The organism is Flavilitoribacter nigricans DSM 23189 = NBRC 102662, assembly GCF_002646595.1.
Classification (GTDB): Bacteria; Bacteroidota; Bacteroidia; order Chitinophagales; family Saprospiraceae; genus Flavilitoribacter; species Flavilitoribacter nigricans.
Map to the genome: position 1 here is coordinate 127,619 of NZ_PDUD01000036.1, position 15,239 is coordinate 142,857.

General features: G+C 53.4%; 12 protein-coding genes. 8 read left to right on the top strand and 4 right to left on the bottom strand.

The features are described 5' to 3' along the window. Positions 1-7: 7 nt before the first annotated feature. The 3 genes from CRP01_RS30280 to CRP01_RS30290 form a co-directional block, all read right to left on the bottom strand. Positions 8-1,336, bottom strand: coding sequence for a TlpA family protein disulfide reductase (locus CRP01_RS30280; protein WP_099153812.1), 1,329 nt, complete (start codon positions 1,334-1,336; stop codon positions 8-10). A gap of 103 nt (positions 1,337-1,439) precedes the next feature. Next, positions 1,440-1,967, bottom strand: a complete 528-nt coding sequence (locus CRP01_RS30285; RefSeq protein WP_099153813.1) for a hypothetical protein — start codon at positions 1,965-1,967, stop codon at positions 1,440-1,442. Positions 1,968-2,051: 84 nt separating this feature from the next. Beyond that, the gene (locus CRP01_RS30290; RefSeq protein ID WP_099153814.1) at positions 2,052-3,368 is read right to left on the bottom strand and encodes a dicarboxylate/amino acid:cation symporter; all 1,317 of its coding nucleotides are present in this window, start codon (positions 3,366-3,368) and stop codon (positions 2,052-2,054) included. 344 nt (positions 3,369-3,712) lie between these two features. On the opposite strand from CRP01_RS30290, the gene hemE reads away from it, so the two are divergent. The 8 genes from hemE (at position 3,713) to tpiA (ending at position 11,982) form a co-directional block, all read left to right on the top strand. Then, the gene (gene hemE / locus CRP01_RS30295) at positions 3,713-4,738 is read left to right on the top strand and encodes a uroporphyrinogen decarboxylase (RefSeq protein WP_099153815.1); all 1,026 of its coding nucleotides are present in this window, start codon (positions 3,713-3,715) and stop codon (positions 4,736-4,738) included. 256 nt (positions 4,739-4,994) lie between these two features. Further along, entirely contained in the window at positions 4,995-5,837 is an 843-nt protein-coding gene (gene accD, locus CRP01_RS30300; protein ID WP_099153816.1) for an acetyl-CoA carboxylase, carboxyltransferase subunit beta, read from the top strand. Positions 5,838-5,969: 132 nt separating this feature from the next. Then, positions 5,970-6,458 (top strand): RidA family protein, encoded by a 489-nt coding sequence (locus tag CRP01_RS30305; protein WP_222845836.1) that lies wholly within the window; start codon positions 5,970-5,972, stop codon positions 6,456-6,458. Positions 6,459-6,470: 12 nt separating this feature from the next. Further along, positions 6,471-7,751, top strand: a complete 1,281-nt coding sequence (bioA, locus tag CRP01_RS30310; RefSeq protein ID WP_099153818.1) for an adenosylmethionine--8-amino-7-oxononanoate transaminase — start codon at positions 6,471-6,473, stop codon at positions 7,749-7,751. A gap of 208 nt (positions 7,752-7,959) precedes the next feature. Beyond that, complete coding sequence (locus CRP01_RS30315) at positions 7,960-9,108, top strand: beta-ketoacyl synthase N-terminal-like domain-containing protein (RefSeq protein ID WP_099153819.1); 1,149 nt, start codon at positions 7,960-7,962, stop codon at positions 9,106-9,108. 213 nt (positions 9,109-9,321) lie between these two features. After that, positions 9,322-10,440 carry a biotin synthase BioB gene (gene bioB, locus CRP01_RS30320; RefSeq protein ID WP_099153820.1) on the top strand — a complete coding sequence of 373 codons (1,119 nt, stop codon included), beginning with the start codon at positions 9,322-9,324 and terminating at the stop codon, positions 10,438-10,440. 126 nt (positions 10,441-10,566) lie between these two features. Further along, positions 10,567-11,220 (top strand): SanA/YdcF family protein, encoded by a 654-nt coding sequence (locus tag CRP01_RS30325; RefSeq protein WP_170110605.1) that lies wholly within the window; start codon positions 10,567-10,569, stop codon positions 11,218-11,220. Between the two features lie 6 nt (positions 11,221-11,226). Continuing rightward, positions 11,227-11,982: a triose-phosphate isomerase gene (gene tpiA / locus CRP01_RS30330; protein ID WP_099153822.1), complete on the top strand. Its 756-nt coding sequence runs from the start codon at positions 11,227-11,229 to the stop codon at positions 11,980-11,982. Between the two features lie 64 nt (positions 11,983-12,046). Here tpiA and CRP01_RS30335 read toward each other — a convergent pair whose 3' ends face one another. Then, positions 12,047-14,959, bottom strand: coding sequence for a PVC-type heme-binding CxxCH protein (locus CRP01_RS30335; protein ID WP_170110606.1), 2,913 nt, complete (start codon positions 14,957-14,959; stop codon positions 12,047-12,049). Positions 14,960-15,239: the final 280 nt, after the last annotated feature.

A 15,239-nucleotide genomic window follows, 5' to 3' on the forward strand; every position in this document is an offset into this window, starting at 1 on the left:
TTGATCGCTACTGAGCGATTGCCAGGGATTGTACCGTTTTATTAAAATCTGAGACAAATTCATCGTATTTACTGGTTGCCGGCCCGTTGAAGCCGGAATGTATCTTGACCACCTGATTATTCCGATCCAAAAAGATCAGGGTGGGAAATGCGTCGATATTCCGGAGCATAGGCAGCGCTTCCAGGGCTTCTGCTTTCTCGTGAAAACCGGCCCAGAGAATAGGGTAGGGCAGGTTCATGCGTTTTTGGTAAGTGTCAATTGCCCGCAGTGCCCGGTCTTTATCCCGGTATTTCTCGAAAGCGAGGGCAAGGAACTCAATGCCTTCCGGGGAATACTCCTGAATGTAATCGATCAGGAATTTGGTTTCATCCCAGCAGTTCGGACACCAGGTGCCCATCAACTGAATGATCTTCGGCTTATTTTCAAAACGTTTGTCGCTCAGGGATATTATATTCCCTTCGGCATCCGGGAAGCTAAAGCTGATGCTCTGTTCACCTTCCTTCATGGAAGTCAGCGAATCCGGATCGGCCAGTGTAAAAGTGGGGTCCAGTTGGGCTTCCCAGATCGTTTTGTAGTGCTTGCCGGACCGGAAGATACCGATGATGGTACTGTCCGGCTGGATCTTCCCTTCGAAAAGAAAGGCGTGGCTGCCGTCAAAACAAGATAAATATAATTTATCAGCCTGTACGGTTCCTTCCAGGAATCGGTAATCACCGGTTTCGGTCCGAAAAGTGCCCAACAGGTGATTCCCATCCTGCTGGAATTCGCCGATCGCCGGCAGGGGATTATCGGTATCCACCTCGAAAAAGGTTTTCCATTTTCCGCTCAGGTCCATGACGGGATCCTTGCGCAGGGTAGTGAACCGATGATCCTGGCCGAAGCGGGCTACAAAGGGAATAATGTATTCTTCCCGGTTGCGGACCACCCAGGTCCCTTCGATCAGGTTCTCCTCGTAGATGCCTTTGAAGTAGGAATCGAATATGGGAATATCGATCAGTATGGTGTCTTTGGCGGTACGGGGATCGCGACCCATGACGATATCGTCCAGCCGGATACGCTCCTCACCATTTCTGATCTCAATGTAAAAATCCGTCTCATTTTCGTAGATCACTTCGAAATTGAAGGGTAATTCACCCGCCGTGACTTCCTCAAATTTGAGATTGAGCTTTTCCGGCAGGGGCTGACCCTTCGGGTTCGGGGTGATCTGTTTGGGCTCTAACTTTAGAACCGCCCGCCATTTTCCCGGCGGTAAACCGGTAAACGTATTCTCAATTACAAAACAGCTTGAAAGAGAGAACAGGATAAAAGCAAATACCAGCCTATATTTTACCAACATAGAAGCTTTCGGTTTTGGGTAGTGTCGGAATCAGTTTTAAGGTCGGTTCCGGAATTCGGTACACCGCAGGGAGGACCGTCCGGCTTGCCGGCTAAAACTGTAGTTAACTTTTTTCTCCAACAAAGGAATCATCCTTGTGTTTAAACAGCACATTGAAAGTCGTCAGGCTACCGTAGATACGGGTAATGTATTGCTGTAGGTTGACTTTCTCCTCGTCTGTCAGGGCGCTGCTGTTGATCCTTTGTTCCATCACCCGCAGGCGATCTCTAACCATAACGATTTTGTGGAAAAAAGTTTCAATCGGTATTTCCTTTTCTTTGAGGGAATCATCTTCCGGCCGCAGGATCATCATCCCGCCCTGCCAGCGATCTCCCAGCGGAATTTCCTCCGTTATATCGGAAAAATTACGCAGTATCTTCATCAGGGACTTTTCCGCTTCGGAAAAGCTCACGGTCTCCTCGGCCGGAAGGGCCTCTACGATCTCCCATTTGTCATAATCCAGGCCAACGTGCTTGATACCGTAGAGCATAAAGCAGCATTCGTAGGCCGCTTTGTGCAATCTGATAATGGCGCCGTTGCCGTATGCGGGATGTTTCACCCGTGATCCTATGCCCAGCTTCTCCTGGCTCATGTTCTCTGTGTACGATTTATGTTAAAATTTGTTTCAGAAGCCGCCCGCAGGCGGCCTCCTTTATGCTTGCAAACGAACTGATAATCAGCTCGCAGCCTTTTCCTTCTGGTAGTAATCATCCCAGTCTTTTACCTCAGGGTCTCCCAGTTTGCCGACACTCTTGGCCACCAGCATGGAGACCGTGGCGTCACCGGTGACGTTCACCACCGTACGGCACATATCCAGCGGCCGGTCGATGGCGAAAATGAGGGCCAGACCGGCTTCTGGGATACCCGCCTGTCCGAGTACGATCACGAGCATGACCATGCCCGCACCGGGTACGGCCGCCGAACCGATGGATGCCAAGGTAGCCGTGACGATGATCCCCAACTGAGCCCCCAGCGTAAGGTCCATCCCGAAGGCCTGGGCGATGAATACCGCCGCAACGGCCTGGTAGAGACTGGTCCCATCCATATTAATGGTAGCTCCGATGGGCAGTACAAAACTGGTCACTTCTTCCTCTACACCCAGGTGTTCCTGCACCCGCTCCATGGTCACCGGCAGGGTAGCCGCACTCGAACTGGTGGAGAAGGCCAGCAACTGGGCCGGAGAGATCCCTTTAAAAAAGAAGGAATAGGAACGGCCGGTAAATATCCGAACCAGGGTGGGGTAGAAGATAAAGACCATGATGCCCAGCCCCAGCAGTACGCACAGGGAATACCCGATCAGGGCGGCAAAAAGGTCGGCGCTGGGCGATTCTACCACCAGCGCGGCCAGTAGGGCGAATACGCCGTAGGGCGCCCCCAGCATGATCAGATCGATCAGCTTGAGGATCACCTCGTTGAGGCCGTCGAAAAAGTCTTTGACCGGTTTGGCTTTATCTTTGGGGATCAGGATCAGGCCGATCCCGAAAAATATGACGAAGAAGATGACCTGCAGCATATTGCCGTTGTCGGTGGCGGCGTTCACAATGTTGTCCGGTACGATATCGATCAGCGGCTGCAGTGGCCCCTGGCCTTTCTGCCGTTCGGCGTCGGCGATCTTGCCGGCCGCATCTCCGCCGTAGGTCTCCATCAGCTCCGTCCGGGTCGATTCTTCGATGAGTCCGCCGGGTTGGAAAAGGTTCACGACGATCAGACCGAGGGATACCGCCACGACGGTGGTGATGATGTAGATCCCGATCGTTCGCCCTCCCATCTGGGAAAGCTTGGAGATATCCTGCAGATCACTCACGCCCTTGATCAGTGAAGCTACGATCAGCGGAATGGCGATGAGCTTCAGGGAATTGATGAAGATCGTACCGAACGGCTTGATCCAGTCGATGACGAATTGGTTCCAGGATAACTGGGCAGCTACCAATCCGAAAGCGACACCGGCCAGCATGCCGATGAGGATCTGCCAGTGCAAGGCAAGTTTTTTCATGAATATGGATTGTTCAATTGATAAAATTCAGAATGCTAAATCATGGCATTCGCAAGAGCATACTGACGTAAAATTGATTGGAGGCCTGACGGGTCAGACCCAGTCCGGATCAAACCAATTTGAGTGCAGTATATACTGACCGAAGCGGTTTGGGAAGCTCCCGGGCCACTTTGCATCGAGTATAGTTCGGGACTCCCTTCCGACCATTACAGCAGCGGCACCAAAATATACAATTTTGTGGAGAATGGCAGAACCGCTCCGCGATTATACAACAGAATTGTAAAAATTGGGTCAAAGACTCCGGGGGGCTGGTGCGTACCGAACTAATCTGCTAATATTGCTCCATGAAATTGAAAAATGACCTTTTATTGCGTACCGTTCGGGGGGAGCAGGTGGAACGCCCGCCGGTATGGCTGATGCGGCAGGCCGGCCGGGTATTGCCTCAGTATCGCGCCCTGCGCGGCAAACTCTCCGGATTTAAAGAATTGGTAGAAACACCCGAACTGGCGGCCGAGGTCACCATTCAGCCCATCGATGAATGGGGCGTAGACGCGGCGATCATCTTTTCCGATATTCTGGTGATCCCCGAGGCCATGGGACTGGAATACCAGATGGTGGAAAAGCGGGGTCCTCTTTTCCCCAAAACGATCCAGAACCGGGCCGATATCGAAGGTCTGCGCAGCGGCGATGACGCCGCCGCTCATCTGGAATATGTCTACCATGCGCTGGACGCTACCGTTAAAGGTCTGGACGGCCGCGTACCGCTGATCGGTTTCGCCGGTGCTCCTTGGACCATTCTGGCCTACATGGTGGAAGGTTCCGGCAGCAAAACCTTCTCCAAAGCGAAGAAATTCCTGTATACCGAGCCCGAACTGGCTCACCTTTTACTCGATAAGATCACCCGGGCTACGATCAGCTATCTGCAGACCAAGGCCGAGCACGGTGTCAGCCTGATCCAGTTGTTTGATTCCTGGGCCGGCATTCTGAGCCCGGAGCAGTACCGCACCTTTGCCGTGCCGTATCTGCGGCGGATCAGTCAGGCCATATCCACCGTTCCGGTGACCGTTTTTGCCAAAAATGCCTGGTTCGCACTGGAAGACCTGGGGCAGATCGATTGCGAGGTGATCGGACTGGACTGGAATACCCATCCCTCCTTTGCCCGCCCGCTGGTAGGGGATAAGGTGCTGCAGGGCAATATGGACCCCTGCCAGTTGTACGCTTCCCACGATTCTATCATCGCTTCTACCCGGGAAATGATCCGCGCTTTCGGCGGCCGGCAGATTGTTAACCTCGGGCACGGGCTATATCCGGATATCGAAGTGGAAAAGGTGCGTACTTTTGTGGATACGGTAAAAAATTTCCGCTACTAAAAATTGAGTAAAAGGGCCCGTATTTCGGGCCTGTAGCCGGTATTTGGGGGGCGTTGTAAGTAAATAGTTGGACCAATCCTGCTAAATATCTCCTTCGTATTTTTAATTTTGTTCCGAAATTTACTCAAATCATTAAAGCCTTTTCGAAATTATTACCTTTGAAAAGGCAAAAGTTCTGAAATCAGGTATGCACGCACCTGATCATCCGTCGCCACGGCGAAGCGTGATCAGGTACGGGCCTAAATGAACAGCATTCATGGGGTGGTTCAAACGACTTAAGGACGGTATACAAACAGCAACTAGAAATAAAAAAGAAGCTCCAGAGGGCTTGTGGTACAAATGTAAGCGGTGTAAAGAGACCAGTACCATGAAAGAACTCAAGGAGAACTTCTTTAAATGTCCGCAGTGCAATTATCATGTCCGCATTGGTTCCGAGGATTATTTCGGATTGATCTTTGACGGTGTTTTCGAAGAGATGTTCATGGACCTGCGCTCGCAGGATATGCTCAATTTCGTCGACCTCAAGCCTTATAAGAAACGTCTGGATGATGCCTACAATAAGACCGGACTGACCGAAGCTATTTCGGTGGCTAAAGGCAAGGTAAACCGGCGCCCGCTGGTAATTGCCGCAATGGACTTCAGCTTTATCGGCGGTTCGATGGGATCGGTAGTCGGGCAAAAGATCGCCATGGCGATCGACCACTGCCGGGAAAATCGCATTCCACTGCTGATCATCTCCAAGACGGGCGGCGCCCGCATGATGGAATCGGCCTTCTCCCTGATGCAGATGGCCAAGACGTCGGCCAAGCTCAGCCAGCTGGCTAAGCACAAGATCCCTTATTTCTCGCTTTTGACGGATCCGACCACCGGTGGTGTGACGGCTTCCTTCGCTATGCTGGGAGATATTAACTTCGCCGAACCGGAGGCGCTGATCGGTTTTGCCGGTCCGCGGGTGATCAAGGAAACGATCAAACGCGATCTGCCGGAGGATTTTCAGACCTCAGAATTCCTGCTGGAACACGGGTTCCTCGATTTTATCGTGGACCGGAAAGAACTGCGGGAACGCATTTCCGATCTCCTCTCTTTCTTCGATGTCTGATCCCGGGAGATCCTTGTGAGTCTCACCTTAAACCTACAATATATGAGAAGATTGAGGATTACAACCATCCTGCTTTGCAGTATCTTCCTGTTCTTTGCCTGTGGAAATCCGGATACAACCGCTTCGGAAGAAATGCCGGTGGCCAAAGCCCAGCAGGGCGGCCCGGATGTGGAGGCTAAACTGGCTGAGCTGGGAATTACCCTGCCGGAAGTTTCGCCCCCGGTGGCCAACTACGTCAACGCCGTTCAGACCGGCAACCTGATCTTCATGGCCGGCAAAGGCCCCTCCAAACCCGAGGGCGGGTATATTACCGGCAAACTGGGTCAGGACCTCACTGAAGAGGAAGGTTACGCCGCAGCGCGCCAGGCCGCCATCGTGCAACTCGCCGCCCTGAAGGCCGAGATCGGAGATCTCAACCGGGTGAAAAGAGTGGTTAAAGTGCTGGGGATGGTCAATGCGACCCCGGAATTTACCAATCATCCCGAGGTGATCAACGGCTTTTCCGATCTCATGGTGGAAGTATTCGGCGATAAAGGAAGACACGCCCGCGCGGCCGTGGGCATGGGATCCCTGCCCCGCAACATAGCGGTAGAGATCGAAATGATCGTGGAAGTAGAGTAGTGAAACTGATATATGAGTGATTTGTTATCCCGGGATGCCCAGTACGTGTGGCATCCTTATACACAGATGAAAACGGCACCGAGCCCCTTGCCGATCGTGAAGGGTGAAGGTGCCTTGTTATTTACGGAAGACGGTAGAACGCTGATCGACGGTATCTCTTCCTGGTGGGTCAATATCCACGGGCACAGTCATCCGTACATTGCCGAACGGATCGCCGCTCAGGCCCTGGAACTGGAGCATGTGATCTTTTCCGGTTTTACCCATCCTCCCGCCGTAGATCTGGCGGAGAAGCTAATCGATATCCTGCCGGGCAATATGGCCCGGGTCTTTTATTCCGACAATGGCTCAACGGCCGTCGAGATCGCCGTGAAAATGGCCATCCAGTATTTTTACAATCAGGGGATGAGCCGGCCGGGTATCATCGCTTTCGAGCAGGCTTTCCACGGAGAGACCTTCGGTGCGATGTCCCTCAGTGGGGAACTGGCCCTATTCGATGCCTTCGAGAAACACCTTTTCCGGGTGGATCGCATTCCGGCACCCTTTCCCGGTCGGGAACAGGAAAGTCTGGACGCACTGGAAGCTATTCTGAAGCAGGGCGATACCTGTGCCTTTATCTTCGAACCGCTCATCATGGGCGCCGGCGGTATGCTGATGTACGAACCGGAAGCGCTGGACGCACTGATCAAATGCTGCCACGAACACGGCGCACTGGCAATCGCGGACGAAGTGATGACGGGCTTTGGCCGCACCGGTAAGATCTTTGCCTGCGATTACCTGGAGGAAACTCCGGATCTGATGTGTCTGGCCAAAGGACTGACCGGAGGGGTATTGCCGCTTTCCGCTACGGTCTGTACGGCGGATATATTCAATGCCTTTTATTCAGAGGATAAAAAACGGACCTTGTTCCACGGCCATTCGTTTACGGCCAATCCATTGGGGTGCGCTGCTGCACTGGCCAGCATGGACCTTACCCTGAGTGAAACCTGCCAGAACAGCATTGCCCGCCTTACCGCCCGCCACCGGGCGTTTATAGAAGAAGTGAAAGCCCATCCCACGCTGATCCATATCCGGGCCCGTGGGACCATCCTGGCCATGGAATTCCACACGCCGGATGCCACTTCCTACTTTAACAATATGCGGGACCAGCTGTACAACTTCTTCCTGGACCAGGATATCATCCTGCGCCCTCTGGGTAATGTGGTTTACGTAATGCCGCCCTATTGCCTTACCGATGAGCAACTGGAGAAGATCTATGCGGCCCTGCGGGAGGCTATGGAGGCCTTTAAACCTTAACTCCCGGAGCTTGTTTTCTTCAGAGACTGTTTGAAAACCTCTCACTGGGTTGCAAAACGCGGCTTTTGGCGCCACTTTGCATCTATTTTTAACTCCGTAGCTGGGCTATGCAGTGAAAAATAGCTTTCAATTGACGCCAAAATCCGGGTTTTTCTCCGGCAGCAGAAGTTTGCAAACAGTCTCTCAGACTAATTATCAGCTATCAAGCATGAACCACAAGATCGGCATAACGGCCTGGGGCTCGGTATCAGCCCTCGGAATATCGCGGGAGGCAGTGCAGGCTGCCTATCGGACCGATCGTAGTTTCCTGCAGATCGATGCATCGCTGGGAGACTGGACCGGTCGCCTGCCGGAAACCACGGTGCCCCGGGGCAGTCTGGCCACCCGGCCCCGTTTCCTGGATCAGATCGACCGCAGTGTATTGCTGACCCTGCTGGCCGTTGATCAGTTTTGGGAAAAACTGGCCTGGTCCCAAGAGATCCCGATCGGGATCAACATCGGATCTTCCCGGGGAGCCACCGGGCTTTGGGAGCATTACTTTCGCGAATACGCCGACGGGGAGGGACTTTCGCCGCTCAGTTCGCCGACTACTACTTTGGGCAATATCTCCTCCTGGTTAGGGGCTTATCTGCAGGTCGATGGCCCAAGCATAAGTCATTCAGTGACTTGTAGCAGCGGACTTCAATCATTACTCAATGCGGTAGCCTGGCTGGAATCTGGGCGCTGCCGTTATTTCCTGGCGGGAGGCAGCGAAGCGCCGCTCACTGATTTTACAGTCGCTCAGATGAAAGCCCTGCGCATTTACGCCCATCCGGAACCTACGGAATTCCCCTGCCGCAGTCTGGACCCGGAGGCCCGCACCAATACGATGGTGCTGGGTGAAGGTGCCGCCGTTTTCGCTCTGGAAACGGAACCACAGGCTCCCCTGGCCTGGATCGCCGGAATGGGATCGGCCCAGGAAGTTCCCACCTCGCCTACATCGGTGTCGAAGGACGCCGGTGCGCTGCAGCGCGCCATGCGGCAGGCGCTGCGGGAAGCCGAACTGGAAACGGTAGACGCTGTGATCTGCCACGCTCCCGGTACCCGCAAGGGAGATGCTGCCGAAGTAACAGCCGTTCGTTCCGTATTCGGTGGGCGGGAACCTTTCCTGACTGGCAACAAATGGAAGCTGGGGCATTCGCTGGGAGCTTCCGGTGCACTGAGCCTGGAAATGGCCTTGCTGATGTTACAGGAAGACACCGCCTATACAATTCCCTATATGCAGCCTGACTCCGCTCCTCCCGATTCGATCCGTACGATCATGATCAACGCCATGGGATTCGGTGGTAATGCGGTGAGTGTGATCATCCGGCGCTGACCTTTGGTGGGCTTGGCCAAGACCGGTAGCCGGGCCTTATCGCTACGACCATAGCGGAAAGATCCGGCTATGGTGGAGTGTTCCGTTACTATCTTCCGAACAACCTTAAGATACGTCCGCCAACTTACCCTCTAAATCACGGGAGATTTTATCTTTGCACCCTGACCGGTGTGTTACCGAATGGCACACCCATTTCAAATTAACACCGTAGATATGAATCATACTGAGAAAAAGTGGACCCTGGAAGAAGTACTGGATGTGTACAACATGCCTCTGTTGGAACTGGTATTTCGAGCGGCAACCGTACACCGCCAGCATCACGATCCCCGGGAAGTACAGATCAGTACACTTTTGTCGATCAAGACCGGTGGCTGCCCCGAAGATTGCGGTTACTGTCCGCAGGCCGCCCGCTATCATACGGATATTGAGAAGAATGATCTGATGACCACCGACCAGGTCCGGACGGCCGCAATGCGGGCCAAGTCTTTAGGCTCAAGCCGTTTGTGCATGGGCGCTGCCTGGAGGAATGTGAAAGACGATGCGGAGTTCGATCACGTGCTGGATCTGGTGCGTACGGTAAACTCCCTGGATATGGAGGTCTGCTGTACCCTCGGTATGGTCACGGAGAGTCAGGCCAAGAAACTGGCAGACGCCGGAGTATACGCCTACAACCACAACCTGGATTCTTCGGAAGAATACTATAAAGAGATCATTTCCACCCGCGGCTACGAAGACCGTTTGCAGACGCTGGACAACGTCCGGAAAACCAAAATGACCGTTTGCTCCGGAGGCATCATCGGCATGGGCGAATCCGTGGAAGACCGCTGCAAGATGCTGATCACCTTATCCAACCTGGATCCCCAGCCGGAATCTGTTCCCATCAATGCACTGGTAGCGGTAGAAGGTACGCCGATGGAAGATCAGGAACCCGTAGCCATCTGGGATATGATCCGGATGGTCGCTACGGCCCGGATAGTGATGCCGAAGAGTACGGTGCGCCTATCCGCCGGCCGGACCAATATGAGCTACGAGGGGCAGGCCCTGTGTTTTATGGCCGGTGCCGGTTCGATCTTTGCGGGTAATAAACTGCTCACAACTCCCAACCCGGAAATGTTTGAGGATCTGGAAATGTTCCACCTGCTCGGGCTGAAACCCACCGAACCTTTCGCAAAAGGAGAACGTCCGGAGGCCAGGGAACCCGCTGAAGTGCTGGTGGATGAAGGCCCGAAAGAGAAGATCCGCTGGAGCCGTCCGGGGCATACCATTGAGGCTAATGTAAAGTATCAGGAAATAGCCCGGGCCAAGCGCCAGGCGGAGAAGGAAGAAAAGTAAACGATCCCGCGGGGCGGGAAATGGGTTCATAATAGGTAAAAGTAAACGGACACGACAAAGTGGATGATCCCGGATCATCGGTCTTTGCCCGATCCGCATTCCCAAAAATGTAAATGCCCCGAACGCATGAAAATCGCTCCACTGAGAAAAGTAGGCATTTGGCTGATTATTTCGTTCCTTTGCGTGATCGCAGGTATCTTTATCTGCAATCTCTGGGTGAAAAGCCGGGCCAAGGCCCATATTTTCGATGCTCCTGACCAATTACCTCCAAATGACATAGCGCTGGTACTCGGTACTGCCTCCGTACTGGCGGACGGCCGACCGAATCTCTACTTTGAAACCCGCATGGATGCCGCTGCGGCATTGTACAAAAGCGGGAAAGTCAAACACCTTTTACTGAGTGGGGACAACAGCCGGGAAGCGTACAACGAACCGGCGGCCATGCAGGAAGCTCTGGAAAAGAGGGGAGTACCCGCTTCCGCCATCACGCTGGACTATGCCGGGTTTCGTACCCTGGATTCGGTAGTGCGCTGCCGGGAAGTTTTCCAGCGGGAGCAGTTCACGGTCGTTTCCCAGCCGTTTCACAACGAGCGCGCGGTTTTTATCGCCCGGGCTTTTGGCATGAAGGCCGTTGCCTTTAATGCCGATAGTATCGAGAATTTCGACCAGAGCTGGCTGCTGGGCCGGGAATATCTGGCGCGGGTAAAAGCCGTACTGGACGTTTATTTTCTGCGGAAACAACCTAAATATCTTGGAGATAAAATTGATATCGAAATATAACAACTTATGAAAAGACAACAGATCGTTGCGGGTAACTGGAAAATGAATAAAGACCTGGCCGAAGGCAAGGACCTGGCCAAAGCCGTAGCGGCGCAAAAATCCGCTTCGGATGTCGTACTCATTCTGGGTACGCCCTTTATCCATCTATCCGCCGTAAGCGAGATCATCGACGGCACCGACAACCTGCATCTGTCCGCACAAAACTGCCACCAGGAGGAAAGCGGAGCGTACACCGGAGAGATCTCCGCATCCATGCTGAAATCTGTAGGGGCAGAATACGTGATCCTGGGGCACTCCGAGCGTCGGGAGTACTTTGGTGAAGATGAAGCCCTGCTGGCTAAAAAGGTAGACATCGCCCTGGCCCACGGCCTAATCCCTATTTTCTGCTGCGGTGAAAAACTGGATGTGCGGGAAGCGGAAAATCACGTTGCCCTGGTTAAGGAACAACTGAGCGGCAGTGTATTTCACCTGTCGGCGGATGCTTTCGGCAAGATCGTTATTGCCTACGAACCGGTATGGGCGATCGGAACCGGCCGTACGGCCAGCCCGGAGCAGGCGCAGGAAATGCATGCGGCTATTCGCGAAATGATCAGTGAGCAATACGGTGCGGAAGTAGCGGAAGCTACGTCTATCCTGTACGGCGGGAGTTGTAAGCCGGGTAATGCCAAGGAGATCTTCAGCCAGCCCGACGTAGACGGTGGCCTGATCGGTGGTGCTTCCCTGAAAGCGGAAGACTTCGTAGCCATTGCCAATAGCTTTTAGGATAATGTAGATTCGACTTCCACCCGGCAGATATTTACCGGGTGGAAGCCGGAGCTATTGGTATTTAGAAAGCCGGTGATCCCTTCACCCAATTTAAACTATTGGTTAGGATAGTTTGGTAGGCAGGCAAGTCGTGGGCCCGTTCATCGTGGCCCAGGGTATTACCAATGATTTTGGCTTTACCGTGTTTGACGATCCAGACTACCGGATATTCCTCGCCGGATTCCAATCCCCGGCCCACCGCCAATACCTCAATGTCCGTACCCGCAGGATCTTTCTCGTAGCGATAAAGTTCATCAGTGATCCTGAATTTTGCCGGCACTCCTTTCATGATGGGGTGATTGGGTTTGGTGACCCGAACCTCAAATTCCTGCAACTTTTCGTGTGATCTCGAACCGCCACCCACGAGTTCCCGGTTGTATTCCGGCCAGTCCTGCCAGTTGTACCAGATGCTGGGGTGAAAGATAAGCATCGGCATACCCTGGTTGACTTTTGAAAAAATCCGCTGTTGGGTGCTGGGATCGAATGCTTTGTTGTTGGAAATGATCAATACGTCGGCATCCTCCAAAAGGTCTTCCAGCTCATCCGATTTTTCCGTAAAGGTGAAGTTTACATCCCCATTCCGACTTAAGACCTGCCCGTCGGCTGCTCCGAAAAATTTCAGGAAATTGTGGGAACTGCCACCACCCATGGACGCGACCTGTAGAGCATTGGGATCTTCGGAAACGAAGGTGCCTTTGGGGCTCACCCGAAGGATACCCTGCATCATCCGCCAATGCCCGGGGAAAGTGCAGATAAAGGGATAATCACCGGGCTCGTCGGGTAATGTCAACCGGATGGTTCCCTTCTCGTCGGGATCCAGCATGCTCGTTGCACCCAGCACGTACCTGGATTTGGGCACATACTCCATCGCTGCCGCATCCGGACTTTGCAGGAACTGATCCACCAATTTTCCGAATGATTCCAGACTACCCGCTTCGAGAAGTACCAGATTGTGGGGCATCTGATCCCGGTTGGTCAGTACGATCTCCAACTGCTGGCCGGCCGTTGCGTACAGCAGGGTTTTATCGTAGGCCATCTTTTGGCTGACAGTATTCAACTGGATCGTTTTATCCGCCTGGAAGGGCGCATCATCCGCTTCTTCGGTATCCACCTCTCCCCGTTCCCGGAAATAGATACGGGTTGCCGCGCTCAGCCATTTGTCCGCCTGATTGTCGCTTTCGCCGGCAAACTGTTCCATGGCTTCGTACAGGGGCGCCGTTTCCGGTAACTCGCTGGCGGTTAGAGCCGCGGCCAGGCGCAGGTGTAGGTTTTCGGATTGCAACAGACCGGATGCCAGCAGCTGCTCGCTACCGTTGTCGTCCCGGGGCAGGAGCGCCAAACCGGCCCGCTTAACGCCGTCCGACGAATTAGACAATGCCTTTTTCAGTACTTCCGTAGCGTCGGCATTGGATCCGTCCAGTGCGCCCAGTCCCTTTAAGGTCCAGAGCGCATGGATGGCGGCGCCGTTCAGGCCTGACGCGTTTTTACCCGCCAGTTCGATCAATTCCGGGATCAGATCGGTGATCTTGTTCTCTACGATCAGGCGCTGGGCGGTAGTGCGCCAGAACATGTTGGAACTCTGCAGCCCGGCCATCAGGTCGTCGTGATTTTCCGGTTCGAGAGAACGGATCGCCGGTTTGCGACCATCTTCGTGTTTAATGATATAGATGCGGCCGTGCCGTTTATCCCGGAGCGGATTGAGGTGGGCATTGCCTTCCCCTTTCTCGTCGTTCCAGATCTGATTGTCCATGCCTCTTTTATCCGGATTGTGCTGGATCACGGGGTTGTACCAGTCGGCCACCCATAGGTTGCCGTCGGGCCCCGTTTCCGTAAATACCGGAGCGGTCCAAGCATCCGTACTGGCGAATATATTGCCGCCATCTTCTTCTTTGTAACCGGCACCGTCGGGTACGATCCGGGCCAGGTGAACCAGATGACCTGTCGGTTCGTTGACGTACATCTGATTGCGGTAGGATTCGGGATAATTTTCGGCGGTGTAAAAATTAGCTCCGGCGGCAGCGGTATATCCGCCGCGAACATCGACCTGCTGGAGCGGGATGGTATCCACCGGCGTGATCTCGTAGTGCCCCTGAATGAAATCGGCATTGATTGCCCATTCCGGACGCTCTCCCAGGTACTCGTAGTGTTTGAGTGGAATGCCTACATAGCAACAATGATTGTTGTTGGCCGTAGAGCCAAATATCTCAAAATCCGCCGTGATCCCCATCCCCCAGGTATTGTTATTGAAACCGCCGACGGGTTCAAAATTCTTCCCGTCTTTGGAAAAGCGGTATACGCCCCGGGTGAAGTTAACCTGCTCGCCGTTGAATTCATTTTCAAAGCCGGAATAACCGACTGATCCCCAGATCCAGTTATCCGGGCCGTATCTTAGATTAGAAGGTCCGGCGTGGGTATCCCAGGTACCGAAGCCATCAAAAAGGACGGTCCGTTTGTCCATTTTATCATCCCCGTCGGTATCTTCCAGGAATACCATTTCGGGAGCCTGGGCGACGATCACGCCGCCTTTTACCACGGTGATCCCGGTACTCAGGCTCTGCTCGGTGGCAAAATCGGTGAATTTATCGGCCCGGCCATCGCCGTTGGTATCTTCGCAGATCGTAATTCGGTCCCCGCCCACTTCGTTGGCCAGTTCGTGGGGGTAATCCATAGACTGGACCACCCATAAACGGCCGCCTTCGTCCCAGGCAAAAGCGATCGGGTTAATGATATCCGGCTCGGCAGCAAATAAAACGGTCTCAAAGCCTTCCGGCACCTGAATGTGTTTTTGGGAGGCTTCCGGTGGCAGTGGGTCCTGTACCCGGGGTTCCGTTCCGGTATAAGTCAGTTCGGGAAGCGGTTCCTTTTCGGTGCCGCAGGCTAACAAAAGCCCGAGGACCATAGCCGCTCCGAAGAATTTGTTTAGTTGGTTTTTCATAATTGTTTTGATTAAAATGGATAAGGTGCTGGTAAAGTGTAGCATCATACTACTGGACATTTTTTCAAAATGGGTAGCGGAGGTGACCAAGACACACTGAGAAAGGGAGAAAAGCAATTCACTTTCCCCGTCTCCCCATCTCCCAGTCTCCCAGTCTCCCAGTCTCCCAGTCTTCTATATTGCAAACCAAGGAAACCGACCAAAATTTCGTTAAAAGCGATAAATATCCTTTGCGTCAAGCTCAACGAGCTTTCCGTTAAGATGATTCCAACTGATTAGC